Below are 19681 nucleotides of genomic sequence, written 5' to 3'. Positions count from 1 at the left end.
CAATGGCCGCATTTGAACAAAGACGACGGAAGAATGGAGTCTGCAAGAATGGTCCTGCAGACATTAGCGTTCTTCTGAAAATGGTTCTGGACAAGAGCAATATCACCGAAGATATGACCTTCAAGACACTGTCGGAAGGGTTCGAGAAAGTGGTCGGAACATTGCTTTTACCCCACGTAAAAATTGACCGTTTTAACAAGGGAATTTTGGTGCTAAAATGCGCCAACTCAGCCTGGAAACACGAGCTGTTCCTGCAAAAAAAAGCTATTATTGACAAGTGTAATTTACTGTTGGGCAAGCCTGCAGTGCGGGATGTCCGACTGATTTAGCCAGGTGGCTGAAATGCCATCTGCAAACGAGAAAAAGATGGCAGAAAATTTGGAAAATACAGAGAACGACGTTAAGGTCGATTCCATTGAAACAGTCAATCAGAACGTTTCTACCGAAGACCTGAAGAAGGCCGAAGAAGATTATAGCGGCTCCAACATTACCGTGTTGGAAGGTCTCGAAGCGGTGCGCGTGCGCCCGGCAATGTACATCGGTTCTACCGATATTCGCGGTTTGCATCACCTGGTGTGGGAAGTGGTGGACAACTCCGTGGACGAATCCCTGGCCGGATTCTGTAACCATATCGAAATTGCAATCCTTCCGGGTAACGGAATCCGCGTGACCGACAACGGCCGTGGCATTCCCACCGACATCCACCCCAAGGAAAAGGTGGGTACACTGGAAGTGGTGATGACCAAGCTCCATGCCGGTGGTAAGTTCGACAGCAATTCCTATAAGGTTTCTGCAGGTCTCCATGGCGTGGGTGTCAGCTGCGTTAACGCCCTTTCTACCAAGCTTGTGGCTACCGTTCGCCGTAAGGGCAAGGTAGTGACCCAGACCTTTAGCAAGGGTATTCCTTGCGGACCCCAGCAGGAAATCGGAACCTGCGCCGAAAACGAAACCGGAACCACCATCGAGTTCTATCCGGACGATACCATTTTCAGCGAAACCGTTTACGTTTACGACACCCTGGCTACCCGCTTCCGCGAACTGGCATTCTTGATGAGCGGCCTGCGCCTGACCTTGACCGACGAACGTACCGAAGAAAAGGTGAGCGAAACCTTCTGCTATCCGGGTGGCGTTTCTGAATTCGTGCGCTATGTGGATGAGCACCGCACTCCGCTGTTCCAGGCCCCGATTCACCTGGTGCTCCCCGATGGCCAGTATCCTCTGGAAGTAGCCATGTGGTACAACGACGGCTATCAGGAAAACTTCTTTAGCTTCGTGAACAACGTGAACACCTACGATGGCGGTACCCACGTTACCGGTTTCAAGACCGCACTGACCCGCGTCATCAACAAGTTTGCCGCCGAAATGCCCAAGGGCAAGAAGGACATCCAGATTACCTCTGACGATATCCGCGAAGGTCTTACCGCCGTTATCGCCATCAAGGTTTCTCAGCCTCAGTTCGAAGGCCAGACCAAGCGTAAGCTGGGCAACTCCGAAATCACCAGCTATGTGGCAAGTGCATTCGGTGCCAAGCTGGAAGAATACTTCCAGGAAAATCCGGCTGCCGTGAGAGTCATTCTGGACAAGGTCTACAACGCAGCCCAGGCACGCGAAGCCGCCCATAAAGCTCGTAACCTGGCCCGCCGCAAGAACGTTCTTGAAAGTGGCGGACTTCCGGGTAAGCTGGCCGACTGCAGTAGCCGCGATCCCAAGGAATGCGAAATGTTCATTGTGGAAGGTGACTCTGCAGGTGGTTCTGCAAAGCAGGGCCGCAAGCGCGAATTCCAGGCCATCCTCCCCCTCCGCGGTAAGATCCTGAACGTAGAAAAGGCAAGCCTCCACCGCGTGCTGGACACCGAAGAAATCCAGAACCTGGTGAACGCCATCGGTTGCGGCCTCGGTTCTGAATGCAAGCTGGAAAAGCTCCGCTACCACAAGATCGTGATCATGACCGATGCTGATGTGGACGGCTCCCATATTCAGACTTTGCTGCTGACTTTCTTCTTCCGCTATATGCGTCCCCTTATCGACAACGGCCACGTGTTCCTGGCCATGCCTCCTCTGTACAAGCTGAAGGTGGGCCTCAAGGAGCAGTACCTGTTCGACGAAAACGCCAAGGAAGAAGCCATGGCCAAGCTGGAAGACAAGAAGAATGTCACCATCACCCGATTCAAAGGTCTTGGCGAAATGTCTGCTGAACAGCTTTTCGAAACCACCATGGATCCCGAAAAGCGCCTGCTGAAGCAGTGCTATGTGGAAGACGCCGTTGTGGCCGACCAGATCTTTAGCATGCTCATGGGCGAAGACGTGGAACCCCGCCGTAAGTTTATTGAAAATAATGCCTACAAGGTTCTTGACGAACTGGATGTTTAATCATGAATTCCAAGGATTCCCTTCAAAGTAAAGCTGATTTTCAGACCGTTCTAAACCAAGCCCGTGACCTCGTAAAGGACCAGCTCCAGCTGACGGAAGAGGTCATCATGGACGTGGCAAGGAATGCCCCCGCAGGCATTTCTGAACGTTTGGTATCTCTGTTCCAGCGCAAGGGCAAACGCATTCGTTCTACCCTGCTTTGCCTGATTGCCCAGAGCGGCAGCGTAAAGCCCAACGCCGACCGCGTTGCACACGCTTGCGCAGGCATTGAATTGCTGCACCTGGCAAGCCTGGTCCACGACGATATTATCGACGGAACAGACATCCGCCGCGGTCAGAAGACAGCCCACAAGGAATGGGGAACTCAGGTTGCCGTTCTCATTGGCGACTACGTTCTTTCCCAGGCCATGCGTTGCGTCATCAACGAAGAATCCCGAGACGTGCCCGTGATTCTTTCTAACGCAGCCGACAAGCTGATTGCAGGTGAAATTCTCGAGCTGGACTATTCCGGCAACACCCACCTGTCCTTTGAAAAGTATGACGAAATCATCGATGGCAAGACCGCTGCCCTGATTGACGCAGCAGCCCGTATTGGCGGCATCCTGGCCGGCTTCGATGCAGAAAACGCAGACAAGTGCGCCCAGATGGGTAGCCATTTCGGCATCGCCTTCCAGATCGTGGATGACTTGCTGGACTACGGCTTTGGCAGCCAGAACCTGGACAAGGCCAAGTTCACCGACCTTGGCAACGGCCTGATTACCCTGCCCCTGCTGTACTACTTTGACGGATGCTCCGCAGCCGACCGCAACGAGATGGAAAGTCTCATCGCCAAGGCTTCCGAGGCTGGCGTTCCCGAAAAGATTATCGCCAAGCTGAACGAAAAGGAAGCATTCAAGAAGGCCAAGGCCTGCGCTCAAGACCACCTGGAAAAGGCTCTTGAAATTGCAAACCAGCTTCCGGCAAGCAATTTCACCGACGAAATCGTTGCCATGTTCGCCTCCATGAGCGATCGCGGAAACTGACTCTGCGGCAAGGCAATTCTCTATCAAACAGAAAAAAAACGACCGTTGTAGCGGACGTTTTTTTTATTTCCCAGCTAGCGCTTGGGATTATGCGGTTCCCTATTTTTTTCTTGTCCAGATGGCCATGAACACAAGCACAGACAGGAAGCACATGGCAATGATAATCCAGAATGCCAGGTCGCTACCTCCGGTGGCATCGCCGTTCATGCCGAAGGGCAGGCGCACGTTCATGCCGAACAAGCTGGCGAAGAACGTCGGGAGGGAAATAGAAATGGTCACGATGGTCAGGTTCTTCATCAGCGTGTTCACGTTGTTGCTGATGACGCTAGCGCGGGCATCCATCATGGACGTCAAAATGTTGGCGTAGATGTTTGCCTGCTGCAGGCTCTGGCCGTTTTCAATCTGGATGTCTTCCAGCAATTCACGTTCGGCTTCGGTCCAGTTGAGGCTGCGGCCCATCTGGAGCTTGCGGAGCAGGGTATCGTTACTGTTCAGGGCGCTGACGTAGTAGATCAAGCCCTTGTTCAGGCTGAACATGGAAAGCAGGTACTTGTTTTCCATGGCGGTACGGAGCTTCTGTTCCAGTTCGTCGTTGATGCGATTGATGATCTTCAAGTGTTCGTTGAAGTGGTAAATCGCATAGCTAAGAACCTTAAGCACGAAAGTGTTCAGGCTGTCGATCTTGGAAAAACGCTTTTCGTCGGTAATGGGAATGTCGGAGTCCGTCAGGAGCAACACCCAGTCCTTGAAAATGAAGATACCGAAAGATTCTACGCGGAACTGGAAATTATCGGCCGCAGAATAGTTCTTGGGCTTCTTAAACACGATGGTGGTAAAGTCATCATCGTATTCTATACGGGAAAGTTCGTCGGAGTCGAATGCAGACGCAATGGTATGTTCCGTGATTTCGTATTCCTTAACCAGCACGCTTCGCTGTTCCTGGTTAAGAGAACCCATCATGACGATGTCTGCCACTTCTTCGTTCGGGGCACTAGCGAGGCGCCCTGATTCGATTTTATAGTACTTCTTGAGCATAGCGCCCCCTTGATCGAACGGACCCAAAAATAGAAAAATATGTAAAAGCAAAAAGGCTCGGAGCAAGTCCGAGCCTAAAAAATCTGATTTTTTTACCAGGCCTTTACAAAGCCTAAGCTGCTATTACACACCGGTCTTGAAGCGCTTGGAGTACCAGAGCACGAAGGGAGAGCAAATGCAGACAGAGGAGTAGGTACCGATGAAGATACCGAAGACCATCACCATACCGAAGTCGCGGATGGAGGAACCGCCCATGATAGCGAGAACCAAGCAGACGAAGAGGGTGGTGAGAGAGGTAATCACGGTACGGCTGAAGCACTGGTTGATAGAGCTGTTGAGAGTCTTGTCGAAGCCAGTGAGGCCATGGATGGCGGCGTTTTCACGAACACGGTCGAACACCACGATGGTATCGTTAACGGAGTAACCGATCATGGTGAGGAGAGATGCGATAAGAGCACCGTCGAAGGAAAGGCCGAAGAGGGAGATGAAGCCCAAGGTAATGAGGGAGTCGTGGACGAGGCCGACCACAGCACCGATACCGAAGCCAAGACCCAGCTTACCGAAGCGGAACCACACATAGAGACCGATGGCGATCCATGCGAGGATGATGGCCATGATAGCGTCGTTACGAAGTTCCTTACCGATGGTAGGACCAACGTTGTCCTTAGCCACAATTTCAACCTTCTGGTTTGCAGCTTCGAAGGCCTGAGCCATCTTGACTTCAAACTGAGCGTCTTCAGAAGCGCGCATGCTGATCTGGTAGGAGTTAGCGGAGGTACCACCCAGAGAGCGAACCTTTGCACCCTTGATACCAGCATCGGCGAGAGCCTTGTTCAGGTCGCCTTCATGCTTATCGGCATCCTGATACTGGACGGTATAAACCTGACCACCAGTGAAGTCGATGCTGAAGTCGAAGCCCTTAACAGCGATAGAGGCGATACTGACCACGATCATGATGATGGAGACCAGCTTGAACTTACCGCGGTTGGGAACAACAGGCAGGTTAGCGTTGTTGAGGAACTTGAAGCCGCCACCGATAGAGAGGGTGGTTGCGTCCTGCTTAGCAAGCTTCCAGTCGAACACGGCGCGGGTAACAGTAAGAGCGCAGAAGAGAGAAGTAATAATACCGATCATCAAGGTAAGACCGAAACCCTTCACGGAACCGGTACCGATCTTGTAAAGGATCAAGGCGGTAAGCACGGTGGTCAGGTTGGAGTCGAAAATGGCGCTGAATGCACGTTCGTAACCCTTGGCGACAGCGGCGCGGGCAGTGAGGCCGCCCTTGATTTCTTCGCGGATACGTTCGTAAATAATGACGTTTGCGTCGAGAGACATACCAAGCACCAGGATGAAGCCAGCGATGCCCGGGAGAGTCAGGGTAGCGTTAAACACAGACATAACGGCTGCGGTAACCAAAGTATTGATGATCATACCCAGGCTAGCGATGAAACCACCGAGGCGGTAGTAGCCGATCATGAACACGAGGCAGAGGATAAGGCCGACAGCGCCAGAACCGAAGCCCTGAACGATGTTTTCTTCACCGAGGGTAGCACCGACGCTACGAGATTCGATGATGTTCATGGGAGCCTTGAGAGCACCGGCACGGAGCACGACAGACAGACGGTTTGCTTCAGCCATGTCGTCGAGGCCAGTAATCTGAGCTTCGCCATTGGGGATACGGTCGCGGATCACCGGAGCGGAAATCACCTGGTTGTCGAGAACGATAGCCATCTGCTTGCCGATGTTTGCAGCAGTTACAGCGGAGAACTTCTTGGGGCCGATGCCACCGAACTTGAGGCTAACGGCAACTTCGCCGGCGCTGACACCATCGCTAACGCGGTGCGGCTGAGCGTCAACAACATCGTCACCGGACATTTCGGCGCGACGCTTCAGGAGGTAAAGACGCTTGGCCTTGATCTGGGAGCCGCGCTGGACAGGTTCCAGACCGCTACCGAAGGCAAAGTTCACGTCACGGGGAATCAGCTTCTGAACGCCTTCAGTAGCGAGAAGCTTCTTGACCTTTTCAACACTTTCTTCGGCGATGAAACCACCGTTGCCGAAGTTCATGTAGTAAGCGGAAAGAGCAGTGCCGACTTCGCTTGCCGGTTCAGCCTTGGCAGTTTCTGCAGTTTCTGCTGCGGGAGCGGCTTCAGCAACCTGAGTGTTACCGAGAAGTTCGTCATCGGAGAGAGCCTTGGTGGTGTCCTTAGCGGAATCCTTGGCTGCGGCGGCGGTAGTGTCGACGGTTGCGGCAGAGTCTGCAGCGATGTCAGTAGTCTGACGGGTCAGGTACTGGTCGATGAGCAGAACGACCTGCTGGAACTTTTCAGCTTCGGCCAGAATCTTGAATTCCAGCTTTGCGGTGGAACCCACGAGAGCCTTAGCGGTGGAGTCATCCACACCTGCCAGTTCAACCACGATACGGTCGTCGCCGCTGGGAGAAATCTGAGGTTCAGAAAGACCGTACTGGTCAACGCGGTTACGAATGATTTCCAGGGACTGTTCCTGAACGTCCTTGATATCTTCGTTCTTGATACCGGACTTCTCGATTTCGAGAGTAATGGCGGTACCACCAGCGAGGTCCAAACCGAAGTTGATGGACTTTGCACCCAGCTTCGGATTTTCCTTAAGGAAGGTCTTTTTCTCATCACCCGACTTGGAGTGAACCTGAATAGAAGGCCATACAGTGTAGGCCGAAAGAATAATGACGAGGAGAATGATGAATTCTCGCATGCCGAATTTGTTCTTGTTCATTTGTAATCCCTTAATAAGGTACTAAACGCTTAGTTGGGCGCAAAGATAGCAAAACTCGGGGAAGAACCGTCCTGGGCTCCGTAGACTTTCAGCTCCAAAACGTTCTTTTTCCCATTTTCTTCATAAAATCTGCGGATCTCGAATGCATTTTCCCCTATTTTTATAGAAAAATCGCCTTTTCTGAGGGCAACGTTCGATTTTCGGAGTTCGATCAGCTCTTTTATATATGGGTAAGCAGGATGTTTCCGCAAACTTTCAAGGGAATCCCAGGGGATGGTCCGCCTATTGTCGGGGTCCTTACCGCCCTTAAGACCCAATTCCTCACCATAATATATACAGGGGGCTCCCGGCATAAAGAATAGCAGGGTCAGGGCCAAGCGCACCCGTGCCCCGTCGGAACAAGGCAGGGACTGCAAACGGATCGTATCGTGACTGCCCAGCAGGTTCATGGGAATGTCGCCGGCAGGAGTCTCCCCCTCACCGCTCCCGTACCATCGGGTTTTGGGGAAGGCCTCTTCCAGACGTCGGCAGAACTCCTCGGTACTGATGGGATTTTCGTCAAAGAGGTAAGCCAGCACCGCCTTACGGAACATATAGTTCATGACGCCGTCAAACTGGTCGCCCATCAGCCAGCGGGAAGGCTCATCCCAGATTTCGCCTACGATATAGGCCTCGGGATTGACTGCCTTGATGCGGCGACGGAATTCCTGCCAGAAACTGTCGTCATTGATTTCGTTAGGCACATCCAGGCGCCACCCGTCGATTCCTCGTTTCATCCAGAACTCGCCTACGCTCATCAGGTATTCGCGGACCTCGGGATTGTCGGTATTGAACTTCGGCAGGGCCGGAAAATTCCACCAGCATTCGTAATTGGCTTTTTTTGAGTAAGCCTTCAGGGGCCATTTCTTTATATGGAACCAGTCCACATAAGGGGAATTGCGCCCCAATTCCAGCAGACTGTTAAACTGGAAAAAACCGCGGGAACAGTGATTGAACACGCCGTCCAGAATTACACGAAGTCCTAGCTTGTGGGCCTTGGCGACAAGACGGTCGAAATCCTTAAGAGTCCCGAGCACCGGATCAATTTCAAAATAATCCACCGTATGGTAACGATGATTCGAATTGCTCTTGAATATGGGACAAAGATAAATCGCATTGAAGCCCATGTCCGCAACATACTTTAATTTATCTTCAATACCGGCCAGATTGCCACCGAACATATTTTCGCGGGTAGGCCTGGCGTTCCAATCTACGAACTTGCCGGCAGCCTTGTAGCGTTCGGAACGACAGAATCGATCCGGGAAAATCTGGTAAAATATCGAATCTTTCACCCAAGCGGGAGCAAATGAATTCATAATAGGCAATAGTTGGAATAAGGTGGCTGTTTGTCAATAAATATATATCTGCGAAGTCTCTTTTTCGCAAAAAATAGGCTCCATTTTACAATATCAAGATGTTTTGGAGTCCAACATTTCAAATAAATTAACTTAAACATAGCCGAAAACGATTATTTTCGCACATTTCATCCACTCCAAAAGTCGGATTCAACGCCATTTGGAGTCCATTTTCAAAACAAGCGTACAGCAACGATTACAAACAACAAAAAAAAATGGACTCCATTTAAGGCAAAGCCCCCCGTTTGGAGTCCATTTTCAGCCAAAAAAAAGCGCGGACAAGCCGCGCTGATTTCAAATCACCTAAAATTTCCACAAGGGTCTGCGCTTACGTACATCTACCAGCTTGCGGATGTCGGAACTGAGGGATGCGTAATCCAACAATTCGTCTACAGAGCAAGGCAGGCGGTAGCACCAGTTTGCACCACCCACGGTACCCGGCACATTGACGCGTTCCTTTTCAGGATCCACCTGAGAAAGGCTTGCAGAAAGGGCGAAGTAATCCTGAGCAGGGAGAATGCAGAACAAGCTATTGGAGCTGAACACATGTGTGAGAATGGTACGTGCGACCGTAGGAGTAATTTCCTGGGGCGCGCTGCCCGGCAAATGAGCATGAGACCAGTAAAGACCGCGGTCGAAATCCGGTTCCTTCCACAGGCCGCGAAGGCTGGAGGTATCGTGGCAGCTGGTGGTGCAAACGGAAAGGCGGGGATATTCATCCATATCGTAGTAGGGAGAATAAGGCACATTCCAATTACGGGCCCAGCGTTCGATACGCAGAGAAAGGATGTTTAACTTGTTCAAAACAGTCGGCACGCAAGACGGGACTGCACCAAGGTCTTCGGCGCAGACCAGCATGTCGGTTTCCTTGGCAAGCACAGAGAGCAGCTTGGTAGCATTCTGTTCCCACAAGCCGTTCTGGGAATCTTCGTTGCGCTTAAGAATTTCGCGAAGCTTCTGCTGTTCGTTTTCGGGCAAGGTAAATAAAACCGGCTGATTGTACCAGTACCAGTAGGGGTAGAAGGTATTCTCGTCGCCAGAGGGAATGAATACTCTATTCCAGTAAACCTTCAACAGTTTGTCCTTCACTTCCTGAGGTTCACCCATAGAAAGGATTGCCTTTTCGGAAGAGAATTCCGGCTTCAGCACCAGACGGTTGAATTCCCCTTCCAACGGCTGGAAGCAGACCGGAGCAAGGCGATCCGTATCATCGCCCAGGAAACCGCGAAGCTGGTCAATGGAGTAGTTAGGACGGCGCAGGTATTCCAGCGTAGCCTGGCAGAAACCGGCACTCTGAAGTTCATTCAAGGTCAGCGGGATACAGGGGTTGAAACGACCCATGATGCCAGTCACTTCGCACTGGGGAATAGACCAAATACGGAAGAAGCCCAGAACGTGGTCGATGCGGTAGGCATGATAGAACTTGCTAGCCTGGGCCAGACGACGACGCCACCAGTCAAAGTTATCCTGTTCGATTACGTCCCAACGGTAAGTGGGGAATCCCCAGTTCTGGCCACTGTAGCTGAACATGTCAGGAGGAGCACCGGCACGATCATCCAGTGAGAAGAAACGGCGTTCAGACCAGACGTCTGCACTGTCTTCGTTAATCAAGATAGGAATGTCGCCTTTCAGGCGAAGACCCATATTGGAAACTTCGGTAACGGCAGCGTTAAACTGCATTTCGGCGACACACTGCATCCAGGCCTGGAACAGGCAGTCCTTAATGAACTTCTTCCAAAGCTTTTCAATATCCTTATCGGTAGGATTGCGATATTCCGCCCAATCCTTCCAGCTGGATTCGCCATTCTGGGCCTTCAGGGTAGCATACACGCAGTAAGGCTTAGCCCAGCTGTTGGAATCAATCCAGCGAGTCAGAACCTTGTCCTTCTTCAGGTAATCGTAACGATTGTCAAAAATCTTTCTGAGGATGGAACGCTTCCAGGTAGAAATCTTGTAGTAGTCAATCTTACCTTCAGCATCGAACTTGGCCTTGGCCTCATGAATTTCCTCTTCGTATTCAGAGGATCCGTCCACGGCCTGCACATTGATGAACACCGGGTTCAGGGCAAAGGCACTGCGGGCGCTATAGGGGCTGGATTCAGCACCAGTATCGTTCACCGGCAGAAGCTGAATAATGTTGAAGTCACAGACCTGAGCCCAGCGAGCAAAGGGAATCAGATCCAGGTATTCGCCGATACCGATGCTCTGCTTGCTATAAAGGCTGAAGAGGGGAACGGCCACGCCGCTCTGGAAATAAGAAAGGTCACCATATCTCATGAGTTAAAATTTAAAAACAAAAGGCAGAAGTTTAAAGGTAAAAGGATAATTAGGTATGAGGTTCGAGGCATGAGGACTGCCCTTTGAGCTAAATAATCGCGACGATACCTCCATACTTTACAACTCATAATTCATATCTCACAACTCATATCTCATAACTATATTTACAGTATGAGTTATGAATGCCGAAATCTTAGAGGAACATTTTGCGTCAAGCGGAACAAGGAATGCGATCCCGGGGCACCGGGTTGCGTCTTGCGAGGACGTTTCGTTTTCCCCTTTAGCGAATCCGCACAGGGCAGAGGCAGCGCCCAACCCGCCAACAAGGAACAGCGCCTATTTCTAGAAAAGGAATACGAGAAAAAATAAAAGAAGCCCTCGTCTGCGAAACGGGGACTTTTAATTTAAACAAACTAACTTTTTGTTTTTGCTAACCCGATTAGGGATTAGATCATTCTCAAGATTTCCTGGGTGGTCTGTTCAGCAAAAGTATTGTCCTGAACAAAGCGACGAACTTCCTGAGGATTGATGCGGGCATATTCAGACAATGCGCGACCGATTCCATTACGGATATAATAGTCGTCGTCCTTAGCGCAGGTCAGGCAGAACTTACGGAGCAAAGGCCAATCAGTGCGGTCTTTGTACTGAATCTGGAAAATGATTGCACTACGGCGAACCCACACATTGGGATCACGGATCCAGGAAGCGATCTTGGTACGGAGAGCCGGCAGACGGAGAGCCAGGTCACCCAGCACGCATGCGGCCAAGGTGTCCACGGTATCACGCCAGGCACGAGTCTTGATCAGCTTCTTCAGGAACGACAAATGCTGGCCACCCAGAAGTCCGCGATGACGGAACAGGTAGTCGCAAGCGGCGTACTGAATTTCACGATAAGGCTGCGTCCACATGTCTTCGACTCTAGCAACAAGTTCATCGCCATCCTTCGGCGGATTCTTGTCAAAAAGGGGATAAGTCACTTCACGGCGGGGAACCAGACGAATTCCGAGGAAGTCGAACTGTTCGCGAGCCTTCTTAGACATTTCATGCGCTTCTTCTTCATTAGAGATAGCGCGGAGAGCAAGTAAGATATCTTGTGTAAAACGAAGCATTGTAGGCCAAAAATAGTCCCAAAAAAAATAAATTTCTAGACCTTGACAAACACTTTTTTCAATTTTTTTTTAATTTTAACAGAATTTTTACATCAAAAAAGTTTAAAAATACTCTTGACAAATCAAAAAGTTTCCAAAGACCTATTTTTGAACCCGCAGACGTACATAAAACACCTACAAAAATACAGATAAAGTTCGCAGGGGCAAAAAAAACATTTCAACACTAGATTTGGTTGGACAGCCCCAAAAAAGAACATCATATTGTAAAATTAAAACATTAAGAAGTATATGAGTGAAATAGCAGACGTCAAGGAAGAAATGCTCCCCATCATCGAAGTTCCGCCGGAACTCAGGGGACTCTCCGACGAAGAAATAATCAAGCGTTCCGAAAAGGAACTGCGCGAAGTTTCCGGAAAACGCAAAAAAGGGGAACGTCGCCCCGGCAAGCGAGAACGAATCGCCGCCAAGGAGAGAAAATCCCACGAAGAGGCAGCAGCCCTTTTTAGAAGTTCGGTCGAAACGCTCCCTCCGCAAAAAAGCGAAATTTTCCGCAACGCATTTACCGAAAAAAGCCCCAGTTGTACAAAGATCGAACCGGAACAACGACACCCCGGCACAACGAACTTTCTTATGACAGCCAAGAAAACTTTCCCCTCCGGGAACGAAAAATCCGCCACGACCAAAACCTTCTTGGGCCAGACTCCCAGTTCCGGCCGCGTGCTGAAGGCATCCTTCGGAGCAAAGGTCGGAGAAAAGCCCAAGGCCGTCATCGTCTCCGCAGCTGAACTGGCACTCCAGAAAGCCGAAGAACGGGCAAAGAAAATCCGCGAGGCCCTTTTCGCCAAGCGCACAACCGCTTCTGCAATTCAGACAGACGGACCCGCCGCCCAACCGGAGGGTCAACCGGTCAAACGCCCCAGAGGGCGACCCCGCAAAAATCCCCTGCCTGAGGCCTAGACAATCAAAGACCGCCACTCATACGAGCCGCGGTCTTTTTTATGCATTCCTTTTTAAAGTCTGCGGTTCTACACCTGACGTCCATCCCTATATTTTTATATCAATATTTTTTATATAAAAAAAAGACCTCTCTTCCGAGAGATCTTTCTTTACTTTTAGAGGCAACGATCAGACTCGAACTGATGAATAAGAGTTTTGCAGACTCGCCCCTTACCAACTTGGGTACGTCGCCAAAGTGAACCGCAATATAGATAAAAAAACAAAACCTTTCAAGGGGTATTCTCTAATTTTTTTGATTTTTTTATTTTTTGCGCCATGAACAAAGCCACCCTGAAAGTCCGCGCCGCGTCATGGCTAGCCGCCCTGTGGATCCGCAGCCTCCGCATCCGTCTGCGAACCCCAGCAGATTTCGGCCCTGGCGTTCTGGGACTCTGGCACCAGGATTTGCTCGCCAGCACCGCCGCTTTCAAGGATCGGGGCGTTCACGTCTTGGTCTCCCAATCCGACGACGGGGCTTTCTTCGCCGAAACCGCACGACGTCTCGGCTACAAAGTCACCCGAGGCTCCGACACCCGAGGCGCCACCAACGTGCGGCACCTATTGGATTCCATGAAACAGGGCGGCTTCACCGGCATGGCATTGGACGGCCCCAAAGGACCCGCCCACAAGGTCAAGTCCGGCTCCATCTGGCTCTCTAAGGTTAGCGGCACCCCTCTTTGGCATATTCAACCCCATTACGGGGCTCATTTTAAGTTAAAAACATGGGATAATTTCATCCTCCCGCTGCCGTTGTCATCAATTGACATCGAAATTAAGTATCTTTGTACCGAAAATAATCCGACCAAGTAATTTTTAAAGGAAAATAGGTAAAAAAGTGATTTTAATGCCGCCTAAATTTGTTGCGTTTGACTTGGAAACAACTGGCCTTAACAACCAGAAAGATGAAATTATCGAAATCGGTGCCGTAAAGTTCACGGTCACGGTAGAAAAGGGACGCGTCGTCCCCAAGCTGGAAAAGGAATTCGAGACTTTCGTCAAGCCCAACATGCTGATTCCCGCCGAAGCTTCCAACGTGAACCACATTTACGACAAGGACGTCCAGGACGCCCCGGCCGTCGGCGAAGCCATCAAGAAGTTCACCGCCTTCTGCGGACAGTCTTCCATCCTTATCGCCCATAACGCAAACTTCGACGCCAGTTTCCTCCGCGTGGCTTACCAGAAGAACCCCCAGATTATTCCGGGCAACCCCATCGTCGATAGCTTGGCCATCTCCAAGGCAATCCTCCCCGAAAGCCCCTCCCACAAGTTGGGCATTCTGGCCGCCGGTTTCCAGCGCCGCGACGAAATCAACATGAAGATCGAGTCCGACAAGATGCACCGCGCCGTTTACGACTGTCTGATGCTCATGGAAGTCTTCGTGGCCCTGCTCCGCCGCCGTTTCAAGGAAAAGGACTGGGAAATGGCCACCATCCTGAAGAACATCGAAAAGTACAAGGGCGTACCCCAGTTCCTGAACAAGTAGGGAACTAGCAAAGCAGTCCGCCTTACGGGCAACTAGGCTGACTTTAAAAAAGAAGCTGGATAGTCGAACTATCCAGCTTCTTTTTCACAATATCCACAAGCAGGCTCGAAAACAACAACCCTGCGGAGCCCTTGATCTATAAGGGATGAACGCCGGCACCAGGTCCGACATTCAATTCTATCAACAGATTGCCAACAATCGTCTAAATACAGAAAAGACCACCTAACAGATTATTCATCCATTAGGCGGACTTAAAAGTCTAAACTCTACAAGAAATAGAATTAGATGCCGAGTTCGCGAGCAACAGCCAGGATACCGCGCTTATTGATAGTGCGGAGACCAGCGTTGGAAACGCGGAGAGAAACCCAGCGGTCTTCTTCAGCAATGTAGAAACGCTTGGTCTGAAGGTTCGGCAGCTGCTTCATCAACTTCTTGCGGTTAGAGTGGGAAACCATGTTGCCCACGAGACCGGCTTTGCCGGTAACTTCACAAATGCGGCTCATAAAAAACTCCGTTGTTTATAACAGAAGCCAATTGTAGAAAATAATTGGGATTCCGTCAAGGTTAATTTTATCATCTTCGTTAATCTTGTAGCGCCTTAGGCAAGTTGAATTTGGTAGATTCCACCAATTTCACGAAATTCTCGATTTCGACGCCACTAAATTTTTCCTTAATCCAGTCCACCACTTCCTGAACCAGCACTTCGGGAGCGCTGGCACCGCTGGAAATACCCACGGATTCAACGCCATCGAACCATTCCAGCTCCAGGTCGTTTACAGAGGCAATCAGATGGCTCTTGATTCCCTGCTCCATACCCAGTTCCATCAGACGGCTGGAATTGGAGGAATTCTTGGCGCCAACCACCAAAAGCATATCTACTTTCTGGCACAGGTCAAGCACAGCGGCCTGACGATTGCCGGTCGCATAGCAGAGGTCACCAGCGTCCGGGCCGATAATTTCCGGGAAACGGGTCTTGAGGGCCTTGATAATTTCGCGGGTTTCGGCAACAGACAGGGTTGTCTGGGTAATGTAGGCCAATTCCTTATTTTCGGGAACATCCACCGTCGCCACGTCAGCCTCGTTACGGACCAGCGTAATGGCACCTTCCGGCAGCTGCCCCAAAGTACCGATCACTTCGGCATGACCCGCATGACCGATCATGATAATATGACGGCCTGCAGAAAAATGACGCTTGGCACTCAGGTGGACCTTGAGAACCAGAGGGCACGTGGCATCCAGCACCTGAAGTCCACGCTTTTCGGCATCGGCGTAAATTTCTTCGGCAACACCATGGGCAGAAAAGATCACCACGGAACCTGCCGGCACTTCATCCAGCTCATCTACAAAAACAACACCCTTGGACTTGAGGGTATCCACCACGAACTTGTTGTGCACGATTTCGTGACGCACATAGATAGGCGTACCAAATTTTTCAATAGCCTTTTCCACCACATGGATGGCGCGGTCAACGCCGGCGCAGAAGCCTCTGGGAGTTGCGAGAATCACTTTTTTCATGATGCAGGTTCCTTATACGGTCGCCAAAAGGAACTTCAGCAACCGTTCATAAGAATTTAGAATTTTTTCCCGTTCCTCTTGAAGACAGGCCTGAGCAACTGCGGGGTCAAGAGCCACATTCCACCAATCCGAGCCCACATCCCCCGCACAAGAAATCCGGGCCACCACGCCACGGGACACCAAATCAGAAACAGCCTCTTCCGCGCCTTTTGAAAACGGACCTACAAAAGTTTTGACACCCTCTCTCAGCGGTTCCCAAAAATCATGAATACCAGGATTCGCCACGAACGAGCCGCCCACCACGGCCACCCCACATGACCGGAGGATTTCAGGAACTAGGCCGAATCGGTTCACGATGGTGACGGAACCTTTCTGGACCGCAGGCCAATCAAGCGCTATCTTTTTTTGGGAAAGGAGGAATTCGCGGAAAAGTTCCGCTTCTTCGAGACGTCGGGGAGCGAGAACAACAGACTTACCCGCAGACGCCGCAGCAGAAACCAGTGCACCGAAAGCGGCAAGTTCTTCCTTATGAAAAGAAACCAAGGCGACGTCAATTAAGGGATTGTCTTTTGGAGCCGCAAATTCACCAGCAGACGATTTCGGGGCGGTTACGTCGCGGGTCCAGTCCAGCAATTTCCAGTTTCCACCGTCAGATTGCAGAGTCACAAAGCCAAGGTCATCGAGGCTCACACCGGGCGCCAGCTTACGGACCCGCCCAGAAACAAGAGCCACCGCCGGCTTTTTGCAATGGCGGTTCATCGCCTCCACATAGCCAGGCCACAGTTCGTTTTCGCCAAGCACAAGAGCCGCTGGATTCACTTCCTTTAAGAATCGCTCCAGGGTATCGGGCAAATCTGCAGGCGACATGGCGACACGACAAACACCTGCAGCCTTATTCCGCAAAGTTTCTAGTGCCTCCGCCTTTTGAGTCGTCAGCAAAATCTCAGGGCATTCACCGTCACAGGAAGGCCAGTCCGCCTTCAGGGCTCGAGCCACCGAAAGCAACATCTTGCACTCTCCGAGACTCGCTCCGTGAAGCCAAAGACGTTTTGAAATTTTCGGACGTTCGTACTGCGATCCGCTCGTTGGCGAAGCCAGGTTCTTCGGACTTTCGCACCAGGGGCCGTCCAACCGCTCCCGCAATTTGTACTTGCGGTCTAACGCAGGAACACAGGTGCCCCCGCGGGCAACCAGGCGCAGACAAACTCGGGCAAACCACAAAGCAATTCGGGCCGTCAAGGAAAACTTCATCCGACTACCCCAGGAACTTGCGTCCAACAACGACCGCAATCATCACCAGTAGCCAGAGCCACGTAGACGTGTCCGCCTTAAAGGCCGCCGTAAAAGAACGACGGGCAGGGGACTTCGCGGAACGTTCAGCCGAACCCGTTGCGGAACCTTCGCGAGCAGTCGCAGGCTGTCCGCCAACTGAAGGGCCCACACCCGAACCACTTAACCGCGGGAAAAAGGCAGGCGTCTCTGTGGCCCAGGTTCGCCATTCTTCGCCGAACCGATTTTCCAGGTAGCGGTCTTCCATCCGCGATAACAAATATTCAAAAGCAAAAAGTGCCACCACAAAAGCCAAGGCCACCAGGGCGAATCCAAAATGCAACACCACGAAAGCATAACCGACCCCGGCGTTAGACAAGTACAGCGGGTGGCGAATGCGGGAGTACACGCCTTCCGTTACAAGTCGGTCCGCATCGTGAGAAAATCCGCGGGTATGTTCCCCGATGATGCGGCGGGCCTGCACACGCAAGAGCACGAAGGCAATCAAGCAAAGGGTTGGCAGCGGCAACATATCAAACCAATCGTCCGATATGGGCATTCCCGGCAAGGCCAGCATGGTTCCCGCCATGGCCCCAAGAATCCAGCCGCGATAGGCATAAAGAATTTTCATCGTTCCCCCGCGCCATCAAAGTTCACGATACTGAAGCGGCCTTCCATTTCGGGAGAAAGTACGTCGTGACTTACGATCACTACCCACTTGTCAAGAGCGGCAGCCGCCTGCAGGAACGCAGCCAACAACGGCTCCCGATCCGCCAAGGCGATGGACGCAAAAGGTTCATCCAGAAGGACCGTATCGCAGTCCGAAGCGAGAGCCCACAGCAAGGCCACGCGGGAACGCTCGCCGCCTGAAAGCCCCTGCTTTTCTACCAGCGGGAGGATCCCGAAATTTTCCGCGAAAGCGAAAAGTTCGCGGCAGCCCGCAACGCTAAACCCACAACCCGCAGCGGTTGCAGACGAACCTTCCGCAGCGGCGACCCCAACAGAGCCCGCGGCCCCCTGCTTCAAACTTTCCAAAATTCCGCGGAGCAAGCGTCGGGGAGGCAACTCCAAATCCTGAGCCACAAAAAATACGGCATTTGCGGCAACCGGCAACGACGAACAAATCCCGTCTGCGGCACCTTCAGCATCCCAGCTTTCCAGGCCCGCAAGCAACCGCAAGAGCGTCGACTTCCCTATCCCATTTTTTCCACGGACAAGAACCGGCTTCGAACGGGACCATTCCAGATTCAAGCCCGCAAAAACCGGACGTTCCGAACCAGCGTACTTAAACGAACCATTCTTCACGAACAGCCCGTCAGGGCTATAACCATTTGCGGAACCCGCCCCACGTCCACCAAAATCAGAACTCCTGATTTCGGCCTTTTCAAATTCTTCCAGGATTTTCAAGGCGCTTACCGCAGACCGGAATTGGGGCAGCACCCGGGCGCATTCCTTTACAGGCTTGTAACTGAGCAAGACCGCCGAGCAGAACAGCACCAAACCGGAGCCATTCATCCACCCGCAGCGAATCAGCACCGCGCAAAAACCCAGGACCAGGACCATGGCCACCACCGACACCGATTCCGCCACCAGCGAAAGTCCATTTTTCCGCAGGCCCGCAACCAGTCCGTCATTTCGCAAATGGCGGTTCTGCTGCAAAAGTTCGTCAGACAAAAGCGTACGCTCCCGGCGGGAACTCCACTGCAAAAAGAGGCGGCGGGCAAGAGTCAGGTCGCCCCGGAACCGCGAACGGTCGCGAAGCAGATTTTCCTCCACAGGCCCAAGCTTATGAAGTTTCCGCTGAAGGGCGCCCACCACCGGAACCACCACCGCGAAAAGGAACAAGGTCAGCGGCCAGGAAATGTACAGCAACACCGGCAAGAACACCGCCAGCTGCAACACCGCCTGAGCCCCCTGAAAAAGAACCGCCCCATTATTCTGAAGAACCAGCGTCGACTCATAAGCGGATTCCACCAAGAGGTTTCCGGCAGGGGTATGGAAATTCCGCGGATGGAGCAAGCGCAAACGGTGAAGGAACCAGCCCATGATACGAGCGCCCGCCGCAAAAACCCAGCTCTCGGAAACTCGGATTTTCAAGGTCAGGAATATCAGGCGTAAAAAAGTCAGGCCCAACATCAGGCCCACCCATCCATAAAGGGGCATGGGGCCCTCCCCCGAGAGGATATCCATAAAGGCACGGATCCCCCAGAGGACGGCAGCGTCGGCACCGCTGGCAAGCAAGGCCACCGGCAAAAACTTCAAAATACCCCTAAAAAGAGACTTTTTTAACCAATTTTTCAAAAACACAGAGAAAAATTAACTTTTTTTGCCTTACACCCTTTACAAGATTAAAAATCTAACCTATATTTGGCCTACCTAAACGCCTCCATCGTCTAGTGGCCCAGGACTCGGGATTTTCATTCCCGCAACAGCGGTTCGAAACCGCTTGGAGGTATA

Annotated in this window: 17 protein-coding genes and 2 tRNA genes; 8 read left to right on the top strand and 11 right to left on the bottom strand. The window is 51.7% G+C overall.

What is annotated here, in order from left to right:
* The first annotated feature begins 2 nt into the window (after nucleotides 1-2).
* Genes MMG03_RS08965 through MMG03_RS08955 form a run of 3 tightly spaced genes read left to right on the top strand, consistent with a single transcriptional unit; the run spans nucleotide 3 to nucleotide 3392 of the window.
* On the top strand, nucleotides 3-329 hold the full coding sequence (locus MMG03_RS08965) for a DUF721 domain-containing protein (protein ID WP_073158890.1): 327 nt from the start codon (nucleotides 3-5) through the stop codon (nucleotides 327-329).
* Nucleotides 330-366: 37 nt separating this feature from the next.
* Complete coding sequence (gyrB, locus tag MMG03_RS08960) at nucleotides 367-2370, top strand: DNA topoisomerase (ATP-hydrolyzing) subunit B (RefSeq protein WP_083538106.1); 2004 nt, start codon at nucleotides 367-369, stop codon at nucleotides 2368-2370.
* Between the two features lie 2 nt (nucleotides 2371-2372).
* Nucleotides 2373-3392, top strand: a complete 1020-nt coding sequence (locus MMG03_RS08955; RefSeq protein ID WP_112131987.1) for a polyprenyl synthetase family protein — start codon at nucleotides 2373-2375, stop codon at nucleotides 3390-3392.
* Between the two features lie 99 nt (nucleotides 3393-3491).
* Here the strand turns inward: MMG03_RS08955 and MMG03_RS08950 are convergent, their stop codons facing one another.
* The 4 genes from MMG03_RS08950 to MMG03_RS08935 all read right to left on the bottom strand — a co-directional run bounded on the left by MMG03_RS08950 (nucleotide 3492) and on the right by MMG03_RS08935 (nucleotide 10852).
* On the bottom strand, nucleotides 3492-4427 hold the full coding sequence (locus MMG03_RS08950; protein ID WP_249506130.1) for a magnesium transporter CorA family protein: 936 nt from the start codon (nucleotides 4425-4427) through the stop codon (nucleotides 3492-3494).
* 123 nt (nucleotides 4428-4550) lie between these two features.
* On the bottom strand, nucleotides 4551-7181 hold the full coding sequence (locus MMG03_RS08945) for a protein translocase subunit SecDF (RefSeq protein ID WP_073158884.1): 2631 nt from the start codon (nucleotides 7179-7181) through the stop codon (nucleotides 4551-4553).
* Between the two features lie 29 nt (nucleotides 7182-7210).
* On the bottom strand, nucleotides 7211-8536 hold the full coding sequence (locus MMG03_RS08940; protein WP_249506129.1) for a glycoside hydrolase family 13 protein: 1326 nt from the start codon (nucleotides 8534-8536) through the stop codon (nucleotides 7211-7213).
* Nucleotides 8537-8878: 342 nt separating this feature from the next.
* Entirely contained in the window at nucleotides 8879-10852 is a 1974-nt protein-coding gene (locus MMG03_RS08935; RefSeq protein WP_249506128.1) for a 4-alpha-glucanotransferase, read from the bottom strand.
* A 171-nt stretch (nucleotides 10853-11023) separates the two neighbouring features.
* Between MMG03_RS08935 and MMG03_RS08930 the strand changes: the two genes are divergently transcribed.
* Complete coding sequence (locus tag MMG03_RS08930; RefSeq protein WP_083538104.1) at nucleotides 11024-11221, top strand: hypothetical protein; 198 nt, start codon at nucleotides 11024-11026, stop codon at nucleotides 11219-11221.
* 77 nt (nucleotides 11222-11298) lie between these two features.
* Here MMG03_RS08930 and MMG03_RS08925 read toward each other — a convergent pair whose 3' ends face one another.
* A complete protein-coding gene (locus MMG03_RS08925) occupies nucleotides 11299-11961 on the bottom strand; it encodes a DNA alkylation repair protein (protein ID WP_073158880.1) in 663 nt (220 codons plus the stop codon).
* A 288-nt stretch (nucleotides 11962-12249) separates the two neighbouring features.
* Here MMG03_RS08925 and MMG03_RS08920 point away from each other — a divergent pair, with 288 nt between their 5' ends.
* Nucleotides 12250-12918, top strand: a complete 669-nt coding sequence (locus MMG03_RS08920) for a hypothetical protein (RefSeq protein ID WP_073158878.1) — start codon at nucleotides 12250-12252, stop codon at nucleotides 12916-12918.
* A 159-nt stretch (nucleotides 12919-13077) separates the two neighbouring features.
* Here MMG03_RS08920 and MMG03_RS08915 read toward each other — a convergent pair.
* Nucleotides 13078-13150: transfer RNA gene (locus MMG03_RS08915), tRNA-Cys, on the bottom strand.
* A gap of 83 nt (nucleotides 13151-13233) precedes the next feature.
* Here MMG03_RS08915 and MMG03_RS08910 point away from each other — a divergent pair.
* Both MMG03_RS08910 and MMG03_RS08905 read left to right on the top strand, forming a co-directional pair.
* On the top strand, nucleotides 13234-13767 hold the full coding sequence (locus MMG03_RS08910) for a lysophospholipid acyltransferase family protein (protein WP_073234537.1): 534 nt from the start codon (nucleotides 13234-13236) through the stop codon (nucleotides 13765-13767).
* A 34-nt stretch (nucleotides 13768-13801) separates the two neighbouring features.
* Nucleotides 13802-14440: a PolC-type DNA polymerase III gene (locus MMG03_RS08905; protein ID WP_249269459.1), complete on the top strand. Its 639-nt coding sequence runs from the start codon at nucleotides 13802-13804 to the stop codon at nucleotides 14438-14440.
* A gap of 281 nt (nucleotides 14441-14721) precedes the next feature.
* On the opposite strand, the gene rpmB is transcribed toward MMG03_RS08905, so the two are convergent.
* The 5 genes from rpmB to MMG03_RS08880 form a co-directional block, all read right to left on the bottom strand.
* Nucleotides 14722-14943: a 50S ribosomal protein L28 gene (rpmB, locus tag MMG03_RS08900; protein WP_073158872.1), complete on the bottom strand. Its 222-nt coding sequence runs from the start codon at nucleotides 14941-14943 to the stop codon at nucleotides 14722-14724.
* Between the two features lie 79 nt (nucleotides 14944-15022).
* Nucleotides 15023-15955, bottom strand: a complete 933-nt coding sequence (gene ispH / locus MMG03_RS08895; protein ID WP_249506127.1) for a 4-hydroxy-3-methylbut-2-enyl diphosphate reductase — start codon at nucleotides 15953-15955, stop codon at nucleotides 15023-15025.
* 12 nt (nucleotides 15956-15967) lie between these two features.
* On the bottom strand, nucleotides 15968-17206 hold the full coding sequence (locus MMG03_RS08890) for a 3-deoxy-D-manno-octulosonic acid transferase (RefSeq protein ID WP_073285311.1): 1239 nt from the start codon (nucleotides 17204-17206) through the stop codon (nucleotides 15968-15970).
* Nucleotides 17207-17210: 4 nt separating this feature from the next.
* Nucleotides 17211-17855 (bottom strand): isoprenylcysteine carboxylmethyltransferase family protein, encoded by a 645-nt coding sequence (locus tag MMG03_RS08885; protein ID WP_249506126.1) that lies wholly within the window; start codon nucleotides 17853-17855, stop codon nucleotides 17211-17213.
* Nucleotides 17852-19486, bottom strand: coding sequence for an ATP-binding cassette domain-containing protein (locus MMG03_RS08880; protein WP_249506125.1), 1635 nt, complete (start codon nucleotides 19484-19486; stop codon nucleotides 17852-17854). The genes MMG03_RS08885 and MMG03_RS08880 overlap by 4 nt, the downstream gene beginning before the upstream one ends.
* A gap of 120 nt (nucleotides 19487-19606) precedes the next feature.
* Between MMG03_RS08880 and MMG03_RS08875 the strand changes: the two genes are divergently transcribed.
* Nucleotides 19607-19679, top strand: a tRNA-Glu gene (locus tag MMG03_RS08875).
* Nucleotides 19680-19681 lie beyond the last annotated feature (2 nt).

This window comes from Fibrobacter sp. HC4, from assembly GCF_023373925.1.
GTDB lineage: Bacteria > Fibrobacterota > Fibrobacteria > Fibrobacterales > Fibrobacteraceae > Fibrobacter.
This window is presented reverse-complemented; position numbering and strand designations above follow the sequence as displayed.